17 protein-coding genes are annotated in these 17,551 nt (G+C 67.1%); 5 read left to right on the forward strand and 12 right to left on the reverse strand.

The annotated features are described in order from the left end of the window. Position 1: 1 nt before the first annotated feature. From ABD466_RS09445 to ABD466_RS09465, 5 genes are all read right to left on the reverse strand, one after another. Positions 2 to 229: a helix-turn-helix domain-containing protein gene (locus ABD466_RS09445; RefSeq protein ID WP_344656579.1), complete on the reverse strand. Its 228-nt coding sequence runs from the start codon at positions 227 to 229 to the stop codon at positions 2 to 4. Beyond that, a complete protein-coding gene (locus ABD466_RS09450) occupies positions 226 to 1,848 on the reverse strand; it encodes a replication initiator (protein WP_344656580.1) in 1,623 nt (540 codons plus the stop codon). The genes ABD466_RS09445 and ABD466_RS09450 overlap by 4 nt, the downstream gene beginning before the upstream one ends. After that, a complete protein-coding gene (locus ABD466_RS09455) occupies positions 1,845 to 3,347 on the reverse strand; it encodes an FtsK/SpoIIIE domain-containing protein (RefSeq protein WP_344656581.1) in 1,503 nt (500 codons plus the stop codon). The genes ABD466_RS09450 and ABD466_RS09455 overlap by 4 nt, the downstream gene beginning before the upstream one ends. Then, positions 3,347 to 3,622: a hypothetical protein gene (locus ABD466_RS09460; RefSeq protein ID WP_344656582.1), complete on the reverse strand. Its 276-nt coding sequence runs from the start codon at positions 3,620 to 3,622 to the stop codon at positions 3,347 to 3,349. Before ABD466_RS09460 ends, ABD466_RS09455 begins: the two co-directional genes overlap by 1 nt. Before the next feature lie 112 nt (positions 3,623 to 3,734). Continuing rightward, entirely contained in the window at positions 3,735 to 4,148 is a 414-nt protein-coding gene (locus tag ABD466_RS09465; RefSeq protein WP_344656583.1) for a plasmid replication, integration and excision activator, read from the reverse strand. Positions 4,149 to 4,316: 168 nt separating this feature from the next. Between ABD466_RS09465 and ABD466_RS09470 the strand changes: the two genes are divergently transcribed. Then, on the forward strand, positions 4,317 to 4,757 hold the full coding sequence (locus ABD466_RS09470; RefSeq protein ID WP_344656584.1) for a PH domain-containing protein: 441 nt from the start codon (positions 4,317 to 4,319) through the stop codon (positions 4,755 to 4,757). A gap of 15 nt (positions 4,758 to 4,772) precedes the next feature. Here the strand turns inward: ABD466_RS09470 and ABD466_RS09475 are convergent, their stop codons facing one another. From ABD466_RS09475 to ABD466_RS09485, 3 genes are all read right to left on the reverse strand, one after another. After that, positions 4,773 to 5,501, reverse strand: a complete 729-nt coding sequence (locus ABD466_RS09475) for a GntR family transcriptional regulator (RefSeq protein ID WP_344656585.1) — start codon at positions 5,499 to 5,501, stop codon at positions 4,773 to 4,775. A gap of 191 nt (positions 5,502 to 5,692) precedes the next feature. Then, on the reverse strand, positions 5,693 to 6,619 hold the full coding sequence (locus tag ABD466_RS09480) for an ATP-binding protein (RefSeq protein WP_344656586.1): 927 nt from the start codon (positions 6,617 to 6,619) through the stop codon (positions 5,693 to 5,695). A gap of 46 nt (positions 6,620 to 6,665) precedes the next feature. After that, positions 6,666 to 6,884, reverse strand: coding sequence for a hypothetical protein (locus tag ABD466_RS09485; protein WP_344656587.1), 219 nt, complete (start codon positions 6,882 to 6,884; stop codon positions 6,666 to 6,668). A 342-nt stretch (positions 6,885 to 7,226) separates the two neighbouring features. On the opposite strand from ABD466_RS09485, the gene ABD466_RS09490 reads away from it, so the two are divergent. Together ABD466_RS09490 and ABD466_RS09495 are read left to right on the forward strand one after the other, a co-directional pair. Next, positions 7,227 to 8,450 carry a helix-turn-helix domain-containing protein gene (locus ABD466_RS09490; RefSeq protein WP_425558592.1) on the forward strand — a complete coding sequence of 408 codons (1,224 nt, stop codon included), beginning with the start codon at positions 7,227 to 7,229 and terminating at the stop codon, positions 8,448 to 8,450. Between the two features lie 30 nt (positions 8,451 to 8,480). Then, complete coding sequence (locus ABD466_RS09495) at positions 8,481 to 8,969, forward strand: NUDIX domain-containing protein (RefSeq protein WP_344656589.1); 489 nt, start codon at positions 8,481 to 8,483, stop codon at positions 8,967 to 8,969. 326 nt (positions 8,970 to 9,295) lie between these two features. On the opposite strand, the gene ABD466_RS09500 is transcribed toward ABD466_RS09495, so the two are convergent. Together ABD466_RS09500 and ABD466_RS09505 are read right to left on the reverse strand one after the other, a co-directional pair. After that, positions 9,296 to 11,026 (reverse strand): DUF4209 domain-containing protein, encoded by a 1,731-nt coding sequence (locus ABD466_RS09500; RefSeq protein WP_344656590.1) that lies wholly within the window; start codon positions 11,024 to 11,026, stop codon positions 9,296 to 9,298. Positions 11,027 to 11,729: 703 nt separating this feature from the next. Beyond that, positions 11,730 to 13,160: an NAD(P)H-hydrate dehydratase gene (locus tag ABD466_RS09505; RefSeq protein WP_344656591.1), complete on the reverse strand. Its 1,431-nt coding sequence runs from the start codon at positions 13,158 to 13,160 to the stop codon at positions 11,730 to 11,732. 156 nt (positions 13,161 to 13,316) lie between these two features. On the opposite strand from ABD466_RS09505, the gene ABD466_RS09510 reads away from it, so the two are divergent. Continuing rightward, positions 13,317 to 13,958, forward strand: coding sequence for a DUF1707 SHOCT-like domain-containing protein (locus ABD466_RS09510; protein ID WP_344656592.1), 642 nt, complete (start codon positions 13,317 to 13,319; stop codon positions 13,956 to 13,958). Between the two features lie 231 nt (positions 13,959 to 14,189). On the opposite strand, the gene ABD466_RS09515 is transcribed toward ABD466_RS09510, so the two are convergent. Together ABD466_RS09515 and glmS are read right to left on the reverse strand one after the other, a co-directional pair. Then, positions 14,190 to 14,540: a holo-ACP synthase gene (locus tag ABD466_RS09515; RefSeq protein ID WP_344656593.1), complete on the reverse strand. Its 351-nt coding sequence runs from the start codon at positions 14,538 to 14,540 to the stop codon at positions 14,190 to 14,192. Positions 14,541 to 14,559: 19 nt separating this feature from the next. Continuing rightward, positions 14,560 to 16,452, reverse strand: coding sequence for a glutamine--fructose-6-phosphate transaminase (isomerizing) (glmS, locus tag ABD466_RS09520; protein WP_344656594.1), 1,893 nt, complete (start codon positions 16,450 to 16,452; stop codon positions 14,560 to 14,562). A 93-nt stretch (positions 16,453 to 16,545) separates the two neighbouring features. Between glmS and coaA the strand changes: the two genes are divergently transcribed. Next, positions 16,546 to 17,538 carry a type I pantothenate kinase gene (coaA, locus tag ABD466_RS09525; RefSeq protein WP_344656595.1) on the forward strand — a complete coding sequence of 331 codons (993 nt, stop codon included), beginning with the start codon at positions 16,546 to 16,548 and terminating at the stop codon, positions 17,536 to 17,538. Positions 17,539 to 17,551: the final 13 nt, after the last annotated feature.

The following is a 17,551-nucleotide window of genomic DNA, read 5'->3' on the forward strand; positions in this document are numbered from 1 at the left end:
GTCAGCGCCCCGCTTCCGTACGCTCATCCAGCCAGCACGCCAGCTTGGCCGAGTCGTAGCGGAGGTGACGGCCGACCCGCACGGCCGGCGGTCCGATGCGCTTGCGACGCCACTGGTACAGCGTCTCGACCGAGGGCAGTCGAAGCAGCCTCGCGACCTCGACCGGTGTCAGCATCTCGTCGAGTCCGCGTGTTTCGGCGCTACGGCGTTGTTCAGGACGCCTGGTCATTCGGCCCTCCCCGTGGTTGCCGAAATCTCTTGGTCGGTCGGTCCGTGGCGTGCGGCGTCGAGTTGTCTGCGCCATTCGATGCGCTCGGCGATGCGGTGCATAAGCCGCACCGTCAGCGGCTTGAGCTTGGCGTCATCGCGCGAGACGTACTCGAACGAGTAGCGACCCGGTGCTGGCTTCTGCGGCTCCACGCCGAGGACTTCGGTAACCCAGTTCTTGCGGTCCGTCTTGTGGTCGGTGAGCGTCTTTCCGGACCACTTGCGGGAGACCAGGACGCGACGGCCGCCGTAACCGAGGTGCGTCGGCTTGTGGGCCTTGCCACGACACGCACCTGGGGTGAGACCGGGCCGAACGTTCTTCGGCTGGACGCCGTAGCGCAGCCAGTTCGCGCATGTTGGCGAGCATGGTTCGTAACGAAGTGCTTCGACGAGCTGCGAGACGTGGTCGCGTTGATGATCGGTGCTTGCTTCATGGCACTGGTCGACGCTTTTGGTCAGGTATTTGGCGAGGTAGCCGATCGCTCGGTTCGCCTCTTTCGTGCCGGCCAGGACGCCTTGCGCGTCGAATTGCCTGCCGAAGCGGGCAACGTGCGACGGCTCGTCGTCGGGCTTGATCTCGTCGAGAGCCTGATCCCAGGTGGGCAGGACCTCGCCGGTGTCTGCGTCGACGTAGGCGCCGGTCCCGTCATGCCACACGGGCAACTGGTCGACGTATACCGGCTCATCCGTCGACGGCCACCACACTTGGTGGTAGGTCGCGGCGATGACTTCGCGGAGCTCGGCGCGGGAGATGGTGCCTCGGATCGCCATGTGCAGGTGGGGCGCCAACCGTCGCTGAGGTTCCACCGCCGCGAAGTACTGCACATCGAAACCGACGAAGCGGCGGAGGTTCTGAATGAAGCGATCGATCAGCCGCGCGAAGTGGATCGCGTCGCGAGCAGCTCGCTGGTAGTCGTAGGCGGCCGGCTGCACCGGCGTCCCGTCCTTGGTGACCTTGCCATAGCTGTCGAGCGTAAGCGTCAGGAACATAGACGGACGGAACTTCTTCCCGCTGGCCGCTTCGTAGACCTTGCCGATCGTCCGCGCACTCACGGGCCGCTTTGGGAGCTCGGACGCGTCCTGACGGCGCCGTGTGCTCCGGACACGCCGGGCCGCCCGCTCAACGCCCAGCTGGCCCCGGACTCCGGCCGCCGCGAGCTCTGCGTTGAGTTCGGCGATGGTCTCTTTCCACTCGGCCGCCTCCGAGCCGTCCGAGTTATCGAGGGACTTCTGCGCTTGCGAGCGGAGCTCGACGAGGAGACGCTGTTCCTCAGTCGCCGGATCAGGCGTGAAATCCGGCTCCTGCTCCAGGTGCCAGCCAGTGCGGCACTGGTCGATCCGAAGCTGACGCTTGGTCTCCGCACACGGCGGGCAGACGCTCGAAAGCGTTGCGCCGCATGGGATATCGATGATCTCTTCCGCGCCGGTCGCGAGGTCCACACGTCGCAGTGAGACGGGGCGGATACACACGCCGTGCTGAATTGCCGACTCTTCCAGGATCTTGCGCGCCAGCGGCATCCGAGCACGCCCCGCACGACTTCCACCGACCACGGCCTGTGCCTTGAGCTGTTCAGAAGTCACAGCGTGTCGACCCCTTTCCCGTCGAACTCGTCGGATCGCTGTATGGGGATCGCGTCCTGAAGCACCAGCGGCTTGAACCGCTCGACCATCGCCGCGATATCGCGATCGCTGTGATAGATCGCCCGCACCCGAACCGGCTCACGAACGCCAGCCATCGTCACGAAGCCGACGCCGGCCAACTGCGGATCGATCAGATCGCACGTCGCACCGCGGTCCCTGGCACCGTCGCCAAGCACCATGTCCACGTGCGACGCCTCAGTGACCCGCAGGCAGATCCGGACCGGAAACAGGTCGCGGAACGGAAGCACGTCCTTGCGCGGGTCTTGCAACGCGGCGACGACATGCACCGCAGCCGCGCGCCCCTTGGACAGCAGACGCGACAGGGCCGAAGCGATGCGCTGGCGGATGGCCCGATCCGGGCAGTACGCCGTCAGGTCCGCCATTTCGTCGACGACCACCAGGACCAAGGGCTCATCCGGCGTCGGGATGTGCTGACGTGCCACGCCACGGAGCCGACGCGTCCTCACGTCCATCAGGTCGGCCGCGTCTTCGAGCATCCGCGCCATGCCTTCATACGAATCGGCCTCGAACCGCCGGAACAGCGGCTCTCCGAACGAGAGCTCCATGCCGCCTTTCGGGTCGAGGACCCAGGGAGCCACGTAGCCAGCCCGGATGGCCGGTCCCAGCGCCCGCAGGAGCGCCCAGACAACCGAGCCCTTGCCCGCGTCCGAGGCGCCGGCAATCAGGACGTGCGTGGTCAGTCGCAGCGTCCACGGTTGACCGTCAGCGCAGACGCCGAGGGGAAGTGCACGCAGGTTGACCGGCATCCGATCCGCCGCGTGTGACTCGTCGTCACCGTCGAGCTGGTCAGCCTGGATCGTCGAGGTCAGCGGATCGGCGTGCATGAATTCAAGCGCGATCCGCCGGGGTTTCACCACTTGCACCCGACAGGACAGCGCGCCGAACGTGTGCGCCAGCGCCGGAGCCTGGTTCTCCCACTGCTCAGGAACCTGGCCCGACACCATGTCGACAGTCACCCGGTCGACGAACCGTGTCGAGCGGACCTGGCGCAGGCTCGGGACGTACTCCAGATCGCCATACAGCACGGCCAGGCCGCACACGGCCATGGTCGCGTGCCAGCGCCGCTCATAAACCCACCAACGCCGCCACGCGCTCACGATCGGGAAGCGGACCGCCCGCTCGAAGCTGGACCAGTGCAGGCCCGCCCAGCAGCACAGCGCAGTCAGCACGCCCACCAGGAGCCAGCCGAACGCCGACGACCCCAACGAGACGCGCAGAACGACGGCCAGCACGAGCAGTCCCGAGAACACCGGGTGCTTGATCGCCTTGCGTCCCAGGAGCCCGAAGGCCCCGAAGAAGCGCCGGATCGCCAGCCACCAGACCGGCACCTCGAACACCGGCTCGCGGACGTAGACGCCTCCGACCTTGCGCGTCGCCTTGTCCGCTGAGGAGGCATCCCCATGCACCGTGCGGAACATCAGCTGCACCCCCGCTCAGCCATCGCCCGCAGGTACTCGACCTGATCCCGCGAGGACTTCGCGGCCTCCTGCCGGTCCACGTTCTCCGGCTCCTCCGCAGCCAGCGCCTCGAACAACGCCGCCTTGCGCTCGTGGAACGCCAGCACCGCCGACGCCGGGGCGGTACGCGCGTGGATCAGGTCAGCCGCCGCCTGAATCAGTTCGCTGACCTCGGATATCTCGACCCGCGCCGCACCCGGCCCGGGGTTGTGCTGACGATCTCTCGTCTCGGCCATTAGCCTGGACTCCTCTTCTCGGATCGCACCCTGGAGAGACATAAGGGGAGGCCGGGGCCTAATCCGGCCTCCCCTGCTACGTGGTGGCGCTGTACCTCAGGAGGGCTTTCGCTCAGCCCTTGGAACCGTTCGCGGCCGCGGTCGGCTTCACCCCGGCACCCGGACCGCGCATCGCGGCGGCATTGAACGAGTACGCCAGCCGTCCCTGACCGTTGACGTACGGCCGCACCCGCAGCCCCTCGAACTCGACCGGCCGGAACGGAGTCCCCGCCATCAGTTCCGGCATGACCGGCTGCTGGTCAGCCGCGATCTTCACCTTCACCGACCGCTCCGCCGCCCGAGCCTCCGGGTCCGCGTCGAGCACCTCGACCGCCCAGACCAGCACGCCGGTTTCCTTGTCCCGGGCCTGGACCGTGTTCTCCCGCGTGGACTTGTCGAAGTCCCGCACCGGCTCCACCGCCACGGCGAACGCCCCGTGCGGGAACACGTCGCCGAACTGGACCCGGATCGCACCCTGGATCGCCACTCTCACTCCTCATCAACTTGTCGTGCTAGGTGTTGTTCACTTAGCCCTACAAGTTCGACTATGCGGGTAACGCAGAGGGCTGTCAAGCTGATTGAGGTGACGGGAGTGGCTCGGCCAGGCTTGCTCGTGACCTTCCGTCCGCCAGGCGTGGTCTGCCATGATCTGCCGATGTCCTCGAACATGCGCTTCCGACTGAAGCTGTCACCTCGCGGTTGGGTCAGCTCGGCTGTTTTCGCTGCCAGCCCAGTGATCATCCCTGGACTGGTCAGCCTCACCAAGCCTCGGCCCGTGCATTACAACGGCTTGGGCTACGGACTCTTCGCCGTTGCGGCAGCACTGATCGTCCTACGTCAGATCAGGGCGGCTACCGTGCTTGAAGCGGGAGGCATCAGGATGCACCGAACCTTTTCGAGCAGATACCTGCCGTGGAATGAGATCACCGGTGTCGAGGTCATTGCCCGAGCGAAGGTCCGTCTGGTGCATGTGCGGACTTCATCTGGACAGTTGGTTCGGCTGCCGGCCCCCATTGCTGGCGGAAGCTTTGAGGACACCCAGTTCGATGCTCAGGTCGCCGAGATCACCGCAGCGTGGAGCGCGGCAACGGCCTGACCCGACGCTCGGGATTCAGACCAACGGGTACGTGTCTTCGAGCTCGTGACGGTCGCCGGGTAAGACGAGTTCGGCGAGCTGAACCGGTCGACCCGACGCTTCGAACGCCGTGACAGTCACCGCGAGCACGGGTGTCCGCTTGCTTGGCAGCGCCAGCAGCAGCGCTTCCTCCCCGGAGGGCAGTCGAGCGGCGATCCGCTCCGTTACGTGGTCGTACCGGATCTTGTTTCGTGACTCGATCTGGCGCCGGGCGCCATCGGTCATGAGAGCCTCGCCGCCGAGCGCTGTACCGTGAGCCAGGTCCAGCGGGAAGTACGAGGTCACCAACTCGTCCGGCTCGTCGTCGCGGACGACTAGGCGACGCCTCATGAGCACCGCTTCGTTCTTCTTCAAGTTCAGCGCTGCGGCCACGGCATCGGGAGCAATGACGTGGCCGACGTCGACGAGCCGGCTACCGCTGGTCTCGCTTTGCTCCAGGGCGTTGCGGCTGGGCCGGAATCGCTGATCCATCGTGGATGGCCGGCCGCGGACGAACCGGCCCTTGCCCTGCTGCGACTCGATCCAGCCATCGCGGCTGAGGATCTGAAGGGCCCGAATGATGGTTGTCCGCGAGACGTCGAACTCGTTCACGAGTTGCTCTTCGCTGGGCAGCATCGCACCGGGCGCGTAAACGCCACCTTGGATCCGCTCTTGCAGCAGCGCGACGATGCGCGCGTACTTCGGTGGAGCCGATTCGAAAGGCATCACTTACCGCCTCAACACGTCATGACTTGACCCATCAAGCTACTCAGCTTGACCGCAGCGTAGCGCTCAGGCAGAGGTCGTGCCAGCGCTGCCAGGAGCCCCGGCGCCTCCACGCCAGGTGTCAGGCCCCGCAGTTCAATGTCGCGAACATCGCCCGGAAGTGAGTCCGGCCGTCGGATCGAGTCCGACCGTCAGGGCGACATCACCGCATCGCTTGCGAAGATCGGCACTTCATCGTTCACACCGAAGGAAGGCAGCGGGTAGCCATCCAGCGCGTTCGGATGCACCCGGTCTCCGGACGTCTCGACCGTGACCACCGGCACCCATGCCAATTGATCGTCTCCGCGGTAGACATAGGCGCGAGCAGGGATCTCACCAGCCCGGACCGTCCGAAAGTTCGCCGCGAGGTGCTCAGTCTCTTCGGAAGAGCGAGCGAAGTCCGCCCACACACTCCACCCGTGTTCGGGACTACCGATGACATCCCAGGACAGGGCTTGCTCATCGATGATCGCCAAGCCGCCCCGAGGTGCTCCGTTCTCGCCAGGTTCCAGAGGCGCCGGTTTCACATGGTCATCGTCGAGCCTGAACTGTGGGCCGTCATCGTCCACGCGGATCCGCATCCGATCCGGCAGCAGCGTCACGTGCATGTCGATCTCGTAGTGCCGGCTGTAGGTCTTGGCGTTGCCTACCAAGGTCACGGCAGCGTCTGCGACAACGTGCGAGCCGAGCGTCTCCATCACGAACATCCGGACGTCTCGTAGGTCGAAGACGTTCTGATCGAGTCGCCAGAACCAGTGAAACCGACGGTCATCGGCTCTGCTGCTGTCAGCGAGTCTTGCCTTGATGAGCTCTTCGAGCCGCGGGCGGAGCTCGTCGGCGACGTCTGTGCACGCCCTGCCCTTGTCGCAGCCGTAGACGTCCTGTTCCACGGTCGTCGGTTCCTCGACAACCTCGAACACGATGTCTTGGACCTTTACGAGCCAACCGCCATCTTGGATCTCGCACATTGCAGCCCAGGTGGCCTGTTGTGTCGCCTGATCGCGATACAGCGGGTCGATGAAGCGCCGGCCCAGTGCATTCAGGACGTCGTTTTGCGTTCCTCGGACGAACCCGGTCACCGTGTGATCCCTCTCCTGCTTACGCCTACTGCCACCACGCAAGCCATCAGAGTTCTCCGTCCGTGTCCTGACGCTCTTGCCGACCACGGCCGAGCTGCAACGTGGTCAAGCCCGGCAGGGCGAGGTGTCTGGCGGGCGGAGTGAACGACATCTCTTTGATCGTTCGGTAGGTGCCTGTCGCACCGTCATAGTCAATCACCGTGATCCTGATACCGATGTGTCCCGGCATCAGCGGACGGTCCGAGCCGTTGATCTCGTCGGACATCGCGTTACATTCCCTCCTCGGACGACGGGGCGACGGAGCCCTGTGCCCGACCGGTGCCGTTGCAGTGACGGCACGGCTCCTCGTCGGAGATTTCGGCGGTGTCGTCGATGGCCCCCGCCACGATTCCGAGACGTGAGGTGATGTGCTTCCAGCCACGTCCGCGGCACGAGGTACACGACCAGCCGTCGCTTCCGGCCGTTTTCCGCGGGTCCTTGGTGTGGTCGTGTTCGTTGCGGGGCACTGACGACATGGTGTGAACGTACGGTCACCGCCGAAGGGGAACCCGGAAAAACCTTCCGGGGTCCGGCGGGGGAGTGCGGTGAGGCTAGGGCTATGCGTGGAATGACTGAGACCCTGAGCATCGGTGAGCGCGTCGCCTGGTACCGGCGGCGCCGGGGCATGTCGCAAGAGGTGTTGGCCGGCCTGGTCGGGCGGACGGCCGATTGGCTCGGCAAGGTCGAGAACAACCGAGCCGACCTCGACCGGCTGTCGGTCATCAAGTCGCTGGCCGACGCCCTGGACGTGCAGCTCGGCGACCTCCTGGCCGAGCCGTCGCTGCTCGACTGGACCCAGGACGTGAAGGGCCGCACCGTCTCAGTACTGCGCGAAGCGCTCATGGACTACCGCCAGCTCTCCCCCTTGCTGAGCGGAGAGGCGAACGGCTTCCGCCCGGACCTCGAGGTGCTCAGGCAAGAAGTCGGAGACGCATGGACCGCGTACCAGGAAGGGCGATTCGCCCGCACGGCCCGCATGGTTCCGTCGGTGCTGTCCCTAGCGCAGGCTGCAACACGCTCATACAACGGAGACCAGCAGCTTGAGGCATGCAGGCTTCTCGCGATGGCGTACCAGAGCGCGGCTCAGGTGCTCACGAAGATTGGCGAGACCGAGCTTGCTTGGATCGCCTCTGATCGGGGGCTGAGCGCTGCGCAGGAGTCGGGCGATCCGGTCATCATCGGGTCCCTGTTCCGATCGGTCACCCACTGCCTACTGGCCAACGGACGATTCGACTCCGCGAAGCAGCTCACCGCCGACGCGGCGGGTTTCCTTCAGCCGCACGTGTCGAAGGCATCGCCCGAGTTCTTGTCGATCTACGGAACGCTGTTCCTCGCCGGATCGGTCGCAGCATCTCGATCCGAGGACCGTGCGACTACGCGGACGTTCCTAGCCGAGGCTGAAGAGTCGGCCCGCCGGCTGGGCCAGGACGCGAACCACATGTGGACCGCGTTCGGGCCGACCAACGTCGCGATTCACCGGGTCGGCGCAGCGATGGAGCTCGGCGACGTACAGCTTGCGCTCGACCAGGGGCCGCAACTCGACACGTCGCAGATGCCGACCGAACGCCGTGTCCGCCACGCCCTCGAGGTCGCCCGTGCGTTCTCCGCCCGGAACCAGACCGACGACGCGCTGTCCCTCATCCTGGACGCCGAGAAGCTCGCACCGGAGCAGGTCCGGTACCACTTCATCCCTCGCCAACTGGTCACTTCGTGGATCCGACGCCAGCACGGCAGGCCCAGCCTCGCTCTGGCCGATCTCGCCCAGCGGATTCACGTGATCGAGTCCCGCTGATCTGTTCGTGACGAGGGCTAGAGTCGACTCATGACCGAGCCGACCCCAGCCGAGTCGTTCGCCACCCCACGCGTTGCCGCAGGCGTCCTCTTCTTCGACGCCGAAGGCCGCATCCTGCTAGTTCGGCCCTCATACAAGCCTGGTTGGGATCTGCCAGGCGGTTACGTAGAGATCGGCGAAACTCCCACCCAGGCCGCCGCACGCGAGGTCCAGGAGGAGCTAGGCATCAAGCCGCCGATCGGCGCGCTGTTGGTCGCAGACTGGGCGCCAGCCACAGGCGAAGGCGACAAGCTGCTGTTCGTCTTCGACGGCGGCGAACTCGCAGCCGAGCACCTCGAGCGCATCGAGCTCGACCCTGCCGAAATCGCGGGCTACGCCTTCCATGACCCCGACCTGGTCGACACCCTGCTGATCCCACGCCTGGCCCGCCGCATCAAGGCCGCCATCGACGCCCGCTCGCAGGCCGCCACCCTGTACCTCGAACACGGCGACCCGTACCGCGGCGCGTTGCCGAATTGAGCTGTATCAGATCAAGGCGGCGCTGACGCGCCGCCGCCGGCCCGCCGCATCCCGGGCGTGCGGCCTGGCGGCCGGTCCCGGGCGCGGCGGCCGGCTCGGGGTGAAGGCCGCCTCTGGTAGCTATTGGCCTGCTGGGTCGACGCTGGACCTGTTGGCGTACCCCACTTGTGCGACCACCTTGCGTTCCGTACAGAAGGGGCAGCGTGGTTACCTCAGCCTGTGGTCGCCTTACGTCCCCGACTTAAGCAACAGCCGCGAGCTGTGAATGCCTCGCCCGCGTGTGGTCGCTCTTGCAAGCGCAGTCCCCGGTGATGCCTATTTAAAGGCTATGGCGCTGGCTGCGCCGGAATTCCTTGCCATTGCCCGAGCGCCGCGGCAGCGTGCAAGACAAGCGCCGCGTCCTGCTTCGAGACTTCCTGCATCAAACCGTGCAGCGCCTTGTTTCGAAGGTTGAGGCTAAGGGGCTCAGCGAGCATTAGCTGCAGGTAGCTGCGCTGCGGTTCCGGAGCGCGGCCTGCAAGCGCTCGCAGCAAGTCGCCTAGGCCCTTGAAACTACCGAGTTGGTTCGCTGCAGCGCCAGGCTCGATGTAGACAACAAGACCAATTGCCATAGACGCGGACCGCAAGGCAGCCTCCAGCCTCGGAATACAGCAGAGCATTGCTTCCTCGTACCGACCTGCGGCATAGTGCATAAAACTTCGCGCAATACCCTCGGATTGCGATTCATCAAACACGCTTTCCGAGAGGAATGTCGATATTTCTTGTTCTGTCATCCGCCCCGTTGCTGACATGCGGTCTAGGATTTCTGCCGCCAAATTACTCCAAAACACAATGTAAAAAGTGTCGTGATCGATCATCGCTTGGGCGAAGTGTTGTTCGTCACCAACGATTGTCTTGGTTGGGAGCCCCTGCGCGTTCACCAGAATCTTAGTTGTGAGATATTGGAATGGCGCCTGCTGCATCTTCTCGCGAACCTGTCTCGCAACAAGATCTCTGTCCTGCTGGACGGGGCAATATGAGGCGAACCGGCCGAGCCACCGCTGAGGATCGTCACCGTTCGTGAATTGCGCAATAAAGGCCTCGATTCTTTCGGCAGGAATGTTTACATCAACCGAGAACACTGAAAAGTTGTGTTCTTGGCGGCTAATCTCTTGCAAGCGAGTACGGAGCGCCGGAACCTCGTCACTCAGACCTTCGGATCGTGCGATGGAAAGTGCTTGCTCGATATGCCTTTGAGCAATTAGCGTTGGCGCGCCGTCGGCAGCCTTCTTCCATCGATTCACTATCTCCAGAGCCGTTGCTCGGCGTAGTTCAGGCTCAGGGCCAATCAAGTGGAGACGAATCTGCAGGATGGCCTCAAGTATAAACGGGTCTTCTCCGTAGGCATCGACTGCAGCTTGGACAAGTTCATCAAGGTCCGCCGGCCGATCGCGCTTTGGTAGTCTGGCCAAACGTTCAATCAGGCGCAGCGACACCCCGGGAACCCATTCCGGATTCTGGAGTGAAACCTTCGCGGCTGCAACGAGATCACTGACCGTTGGTGCGATTTCCTTCTTCATTCCCGCTTCGTGTGCGAGATCCAATGCTCGAACAAGATAATCGGCTCTGATAATATCGGGTATGTTCGGGTACGCCGACAAGGCCCGCAGTGACTTCTGGGCCTTCTGCGCGTAGAGATAGTTCTTTGTGCCGTACCGACGCAACCAGAGTAGATCGGCGAGCCTTGCGACGATCAAGGGAAAATTTTCAAAAATCTGTGTTGCCTCATCCCAGGCTTCGAGCGTTGCGTCCGTCGCCTCACCAACCCGCTCGGGGCGAGACTGGCCGTCCGCTAGTTCGATCATCGGCGCATAGACCCGGGACCCAGGATCGCTGAGATGTGGCCGAGGCGTTGGGTGATACAAGAGAGCACGAATCAAAGACGCCGCACGCTCATCTGGGCTCTCGCCGAGAGCAGCACTCATGCGAGTGGCAGTCTCGTAGTAGTCAAGTTGTTCATGCAAGATCGCATTGAACGACTCGATAACAGACTCATCCCAGTTATGTGTCACGGACATCTGCGGAACCTCGCTGCGGAAACAGGGAACGCCCATACTTGCCGTCAGATCGTACGCCGCCGAGGTCGGCGCCGATGGAAATTTTCGAAGCGTGGCACTGGCATGAGTTCGCGGAGCCCGTCCCCCAACCGATAGCGGGTGCGGTATGACCGGAGGCCGAACCAGCACGTTGCCGTCGGCTCCAGAGCTACTATGCCTCCCCGCGTCAGCGAGTGTTCGTACGTGCCCACTGCGTGCCCGTATGGAGCCGATCTCGCGGTTACGGGCGGACACTCACGGACATCGCAACGCCGGGGAGCAGGTCAGCGGGTCGCATGCTCGGCGAGTTGATCTACTGGAGCATAGTCAGGGCTTTGCAAGCAGCGCGTCGGCTATGCGTCCAGACCGGGCACGGAACTTGGCCATCTATACAGCCTCAGTCGCCCCCTCCCCCGGGCCGTCCCTGGGCCGTGGAACGTCGCTCGATCATGACCGACGATGACAGTCACCCACCGCTCAAGAGCACGTCACCCACATGGGCTCACACAAGCGTGCTGGTGGCCACCCCGACCGGCAGAACGTTGTTCATCTGGAAGCCGAAGCCGGCCGCTGAGGCCTGAGGCAGTCTGAGCGGAACGCCTGGGCGGGACGTCGGCAGGAGCCGGAGTCCAGCCCGGGCGTTTCTGTCTCCGGATACAGAAGGAGCCTTGCAGAAGGTTTCTTCTTATGCGGTCGGCGCAGCCCGCAACGCCTGGACCAGGTCCCCGGCGATGACCTGCTGTCCGGGACACTCGCCCAGCCGGTCCCGGGCGGCCTGCCCGTGCAGCCACGCCGCGACCGACGCGGCGTCATACGGCGAGCGGCCCGTCGCCAGCAGCCCGCCGGCCAGGCCCGACAACACGTCCCCCGAACCCGCCGTGGCCAGCGCGGGGGTTCCCGTGGGGTTGACCCGCACCGTCGGATTCCCCGGCTCCGCGATCAGCGTGGTCGACCCCTTCAGCAGCACGGTGCATCCCGTCCGGGCGACGAGCTCCCGGACGGCTCCCAGCCGGGCCTCCTCGACCCGCTCGGGCGTCCAGGAGTCCCCCAGCAGCCGGGCGGCCTCGCCGGCGTGCGGCGTGATCAGCGTCGGGTGCGCCCGGTGGACCGGCCGTGGCAGGGCCGCCAGCCCGTCGGCGTCGACGAGCACCGGCACCTGCTCCGCCAGCGCGGTCGCGACCCGGTCGCCGTCATCCAGTCCGATGCCGGGTCCGACGACCCACGCCTGCACCCGTCCGGGCCCGACCAGCACCTCCGGGTAGTCGGCCAGGACTCCTCGGCCGACCTCGTCCTCGCCTACGAACCGCACCGCTCCGGCACCGCTGCGCAGAGCCGCTCCCGTGCAGAGCACCGCAGCGCCCGGATACCGCGGCGACCCCGCCGCGATGCCGACGACGCCTCGCCGGTACTTGTTGCTCTCAGCAGACGTCGTCGGCAGCAGAGCACGGACATCGGCTGCCTCCAGCGCCTCCAGCACCGGCGCGCCCTCCAGAAAAGGTTCCAGGCCGATGTCGACGAACTCCAGCGTGCCGACATACTCCGCACCGGGCGAAATGAGCAGGCCCGGCTTGTAGGTACCGAAGGTCACGGTCGTATCCGCGCGGACCGCGACACCGGCGACTTCCCCGGTGTCGCTGTCCACACCGCTCGGGACGTCGACCGCGACCACGATCGCCGCGCTCCGCATCGCCTCGACCCGGTCGAACACCGCGGCGGCCGCTTCGCGCAACCCGCCTCGCCCGCCGATCCCGACCACGCCGTCCAGCACGAGATCCGCCCCGCGGGGCGTCCACTCCCCCGCCCGCACGGGCCGTCCCCCGGACGCCCACACCGCGGCCAGCCCTCCGGCGTGCGCCCGGGCCTCGTCCAGCAGCACCGCCTCGACGACCGCTCCACGCCGCGCCAGGCGGGCCCCGGCGTACAACGCGTCCCCTCCGTTGTCACCGCTCCCCGCCACGACCACGACACGCTTGCCGTAGACCCGACCGCCGAGCAGCCGCGCGCAGTGCGACGCGAGCCCCGCGACCGCACGCTGCATCAGCTCACCTTCGGGCAGCCGCGCCATCAGCGCCGCTTCCGCGCGCCGCACCTGGTCGACCGAGAACGCCGTCCGCATGGTCCCACCCTGGCCCGCCGCCCGCGGGTACGCCACCCGCAGCGCCCGTCCCAGGTCTCAGCGTCCTCCCGTCGCGCGCTCCGACGTCTTGCCCGCAGGGCTCCCAATCCCCCTATTCGCTGTCCGCCAGTTCCCTGTCTCGCTAGGATCACCGGCATGCCTGGCGAGCTGGAACCGACGTCGCGTGCCGAACTGCGCGCGTCCCACGAAGACCGCGACATCGTCGTCGACCAGCTCCGCGTCGCGGCCGGGGACGGGCGGATCGACGCCGAGGAGCTTGACCAGCGCATCGAGGCGGCGCTGAGCGCCCGCACCTACGGCGAGCTGGACACGCTGATCAAGGATCTGCCGGCGTCCGCCCAGGGGGCCTCCGCCGCGCGGCGGACCGAGGCGCAGGAGTCGCAGAGCATCACCATCGCGCACGGCAACAGCCACAAGCGCGGGGCCTGGCTGGTGCCGCGCAAGCTGCTGGTCACGGTGCGGCACGGCAACGTCGTGCTCGACTTCACCGAAGCGGTGTTCGCCGGGCCGCGGGAGGTGGAGGTGGTGCTGGACGTGCGGCACGGGAACGTGCGGATGTTCGTGCCGGACGGTTCGCTCGCCGACACGTCGCAGGTGGCCGCGCGGCACGCCAACATCGCGCAGCGCGACCTCGGCGCCCCCGGCCCGGAGTCGGTGCGGCTGCTGCTCACCGGTCAGGTCCACCACGCCAACGTGCGGGTGCGGACGCTGACCGGGTTCATGCGGCGGCGCCGGGCCCGGCGCATCGCGGCCGGAACGCAGCGGGCCCTGCCGTGATCCGGCCTCGCGCCCGCTGAGAACCAGGTCCGGGCGGTCGCCGCTGGAGCCGGGCCACGAGATCGCGGCCGAGCCGCACGTCGACGAGCACAGCGCACGCTGAGGGCGACGGTTGGCCGAGAGCGGCGCCCAGCTCGACGACTTCACAATCGAGCGGACCGCCGGGCCGGGAAGCACCGGCCCCGGCCCCGAAGACGGCGGAAGGACGCGTCCGGCTGCCGCGCGCCGGTCTCAGGCCTCGGCGATCACGACGGCCGAGGCGATCCCGGCGTCGTGCGACAAGGACACGTGGAACGTCCGGATCCCCCGCTCCGCCGCCAGCGCCGCCACCGTCCCGGAAACCCGCAGCTCCGGGCGGCCGTCCGGCAGCGTCACCACCTCGCCGTCGTGCCAGCGCAGGCCGCGGGGCGCGCCGAGGGCCTTGGCCAGCGCCTCCTTCGCCGCGAAGCGCGCGGCCAGGGACGCGGTGCCGCGCTCGCGCTCCGCGGGGGTGAACAGCTTCTCGCGCAGTGCCGGAGTGCGGGCGATCGACGCCGCGAACCGTTCGACGTCGACGACGTCGATGCCCACACCCAGGATCATGCGCGAGTCCTCACTGCCCTTACTCCACCGTGACCGACTTCGCCAGGTTACGCGGCTGGTCGACGTCGTAGCCGAGGGCGTCGGCCAGCTCCGCGGCGAACACCTGGAGCGGGACGGTGGCCACCAGCGGCTGGAGCAGGATCGGCAGCTCGGGGACGTGGAACAGGAAGTCCGCGTACGGGGCCACGGCCTCGTCGCCGTCCTCGGCGATCACGATGGTCTTGGCGCCGCGGGCCCGGATCTCCTGGATGTTGGAGACGATCTTGTCGTGCAGCAGCGGCCGCTTCGGCGAGGGCACCACGACCACCACCGGCAGGTCCTGCTCGATCAGCGCGATCGGGCCGTGCTTGAGCTCGCCGGCGGCGAAGCCCTCGGCGTGGATGTAGGCCAGCTCCTTGAGCTTGAGCGCGCCCTCCAGCGCCATCGGGTAGCCGACGTGGCGGCCCAGGAACAGCACGGTGCGGGCGCCGACCATGGAGCGGGCCAGCTTGCGCACCGGGTCCATCCGCTTCAGCGTCTCGGCGATCGCCGCCGGCGACTCCGACAGCTGGGTCAGCACCTCGGCGACCTCGTCGTTGAACTTCACCCCGCGCACCTGCGCCAGGTAGAGGCCGACGATGTAGCAGGCGGTGAGCTGGGTCAGGAACGCCTTCGTGGACGCCACGCCGATCTCCGGGCCGCCGTGGGTGTAGACCACGGCGTCGGACTCGCGCGGAATGGTGGAGCCGTTGGTGTTGCAGATCGCCAGCACCCGGGAGTGCTGCTCGCGGGCGTGCCGGATGGCCATCAGGGTGTCCATGGTCTCGCCGGACTGCGAGATCGCTATCACCAGCGTGTCCCGGGTCAGGATCGGGTCGCGGTAGCGGAACTCGCTGGCCAGCTCGACCTCGACCGGGATCCGGGTCCAGTGCTCGATCGCGTACTTGGCGATCAGGCCGGCGTGGTAGGCGGTGCCGCAGGCGACCACGATGATCTTGGTGATCGCGCGCAGCTCCTCCTCGGACAGCCGCATCTCGTCCAGCACCAGCCTGCCGTCGCCGTTCACCCGGCCCAGCAGGGTGTCGGCGACCGCCTGCGGCTGCTCGGCGATCTCCTTCTGCATGAACCAGTCGTAGCCGCCCTTCTCGGCGGCCGAGGCGTCCCAGGAGACGTGGAACCGCTTGCCCTCGACCGGCACGCCGTCGAAGGTGGTGAGCTTCACCGAGCCGTCCCGGAAGACCTCGGCGACCTGGTCCTGGCCCATCTCGATGGCCTCGCGGGTGTGCGCGATGAACGCCGAGACGTCGGAGGCGAGGAACGCCTCGCCCTCGCCGACGCCGATCACCAGCGGCGAGTTGCGGCGCGCGCCGACCACCACGTCCGGGGCCTCGGCGTGCACGGCCACCAGGGTGAAGGCGCCCTGCAGGCGGTTCACGACGCGGCGCATGGCGGCGCCCAGGTCGCCGTCGCCGGCCGCGGCGAAGTCGCGGGCCAGCAGGTGCGCGACCACCTCGGTGTCGGTCTCGCTGAGGAACTCCACGCCGTCGGCGGCCAGCTCCGCCTTCAGGCGCGCGAAGTTCTCGATGATGCCGTTGTGGATGACCGCGACCTTGCCGGTGGTGTCCGTGTAGACACCCTCGGCGGGGGCGCTGAAGTGCGGGTGGGCGTTGCCGTCGGTCGGCCCGCCGTGGGTGGCCCACCGCGTGTGGCCCAGGCCGGTCGTCGACGCCGGGAGGGGCCGGGCGTCGAGCTCCTTCTCCAGGTTCGCCAGCTTCCCGGCCTTCTTGGCACCGGCCAGCCGCGCCTCGCCGGCGGACCGGTCGACCACGGCGATGCCCGCCGAGTCGTAGCCCCGGTACTCCATCCGGCGCAGACCTTCCACCACGATGCCAAGGGCTTGCTGGGAGCCCACGTAACCCACGATTCCGCACATGGGGAGGAGCATAGTGGTATGCCCGCTGACCTGGATTGGTACAGACCAATTAGGCCCGACCGAGCCGCGACTACCAGTCGGTAGGGTAGGGCCGTGACCAGTGTTCAGGCCGCACCTCCCGCGCCCAACCCGTTCCTGGAGTTCAGCCGGAACGAGTGGGCAGCCCTGAGGGACCGGACCCCGCTGCCGCTGACCGAGCCGGAGATCGAGCGGCTGCGCGGACTCCTCGACGTGACCGACATCGACGAGGTCCGCGACGTCTATCTCCCGCTGACCCAGCTGCTCAGCCTCTACGTACGCTCCACCGCCAACCTGCGCGGCACCATCGCTTCCTTCGCGGCCGGCGCCGGCGGCGGCGACCGGCAGGGGCAGTGGACGCCGCAGACCGCGCCGCCGTTCGTGATCGGCATCGCCGGCTCGGTGTCGGTGGGCAAGTCCACGTTCTCCCGGACGCTGCGCGAGCTGCTGGCCCGCAGCCCCGAGCACCCCGAGGTGGGCCTGATCACCACCGACGGGTTCCTGTATCCGAACGCCGTGCTGGAGAAGCGCGGCCTGATGGGCCGCAAGGGCTTCCCGGAGTCCTACGACCAGCGCGCCTTCCTGCGCTTCCTGTCGGCGGTGAAGTCCGGCCAGGCCGCGGTCGAGGCCCCGGTGTACTCGCACCTGGTCTACGACATCGTGCCGGGCGCCTGCGTGCAGGTGAAGCGCCCGGACATCCTGCTGGTCGAGGGCTTGAACCTACTCCAGCCGGCCCGCACCCGCGCCGACGGCCGCACCTCGCTGGCGGCGTCGGACTTCCTGGACTTCTCCGTCTACCTCGACGCCCGCCGCTCGGACCTGAAGCAGTGGTACACCGATCGTTTCCTGGCCCTGCGCTCCACGGCGTTCAGCGACCCGCAGTCGTACTTCCACCGCTTCGCCTCGCTGTCCGACGACGCCGCGCGCGGCCTGGCCGAGGAGATCTGGACGTCGATCAACGAGCGGAACCTGATGGACAACATCCTGCCCACGCGGGGCCGGGCGCGGCTGGTGCTGCGCAAGAGCGCCGACCATCGGGTGGAGCGGGTGCAGCTGCGCAAGCCGTGAGACGGGAGCCCGG

This window comes from Catenulispora subtropica (genome assembly GCF_039531675.1).
GTDB lineage: Bacteria > Actinomycetota > Actinomycetes > Streptomycetales > Catenulisporaceae > Catenulispora > Catenulispora subtropica.

What these genes read in the sequence shown, in the direction of transcription:
- ABD466_RS09490 (WP_425558592.1), top strand. Translation starts at nt 7,227, where the DNA reads ATGACTGAGACCCTGAGCATCGGTGAGCGCGTCGCCTGGTACCGGCGG.
- ABD466_RS09485 (WP_344656587.1), bottom strand. Translation starts at nt 6,884, where the DNA reads ATGTCCGACGAGATCAACGGCTCGGACCGTCCGCTGATGCCGGGACAC.
- ABD466_RS09475 (WP_344656585.1), bottom strand. Translation starts at nt 5,501, where the DNA reads ATGCCTTTCGAATCGGCTCCACCGAAGTACGCGCGCATCGTCGCGCTG.
- ABD466_RS09460 (WP_344656582.1), bottom strand. Translation starts at nt 3,622, where the DNA reads ATGGCCGAGACGAGAGATCGTCAGCACAACCCCGGGCCGGGTGCGGCG.
- ABD466_RS09445 (WP_344656579.1), bottom strand. Translation starts at nt 229, where the DNA reads ATGACCAGGCGTCCTGAACAACGCCGTAGCGCCGAAACACGCGGACTC.
- ABD466_RS09495 (WP_344656589.1), top strand. Translation starts at nt 8,481, where the DNA reads ATGACCGAGCCGACCCCAGCCGAGTCGTTCGCCACCCCACGCGTTGCC.
- ABD466_RS09515 (WP_344656593.1), bottom strand. Translation starts at nt 14,540, where the DNA reads ATGATCCTGGGTGTGGGCATCGACGTCGTCGACGTCGAACGGTTCGCG.
- ABD466_RS09500 (WP_344656590.1), bottom strand. Translation starts at nt 11,026, where the DNA reads ATGTCCGTGACACATAACTGGGATGAGTCTGTTATCGAGTCGTTCAAT.
- ABD466_RS09510 (WP_344656592.1), top strand. Translation starts at nt 13,317, where the DNA reads ATGCCTGGCGAGCTGGAACCGACGTCGCGTGCCGAACTGCGCGCGTCC.
- ABD466_RS09455 (WP_344656581.1), bottom strand. Translation starts at nt 3,347, where the DNA reads ATGTTCCGCACGGTGCATGGGGATGCCTCCTCAGCGGACAAGGCGACG.
- ABD466_RS09470 (WP_344656584.1), top strand. Translation starts at nt 4,317, where the DNA reads ATGTCCTCGAACATGCGCTTCCGACTGAAGCTGTCACCTCGCGGTTGG.
- glmS (WP_344656594.1), bottom strand. Translation starts at nt 16,452, where the DNA reads ATGTGCGGAATCGTGGGTTACGTGGGCTCCCAGCAAGCCCTTGGCATC.
- ABD466_RS09505 (WP_344656591.1), bottom strand. Translation starts at nt 13,160, where the DNA reads ATGCGGACGGCGTTCTCGGTCGACCAGGTGCGGCGCGCGGAAGCGGCG.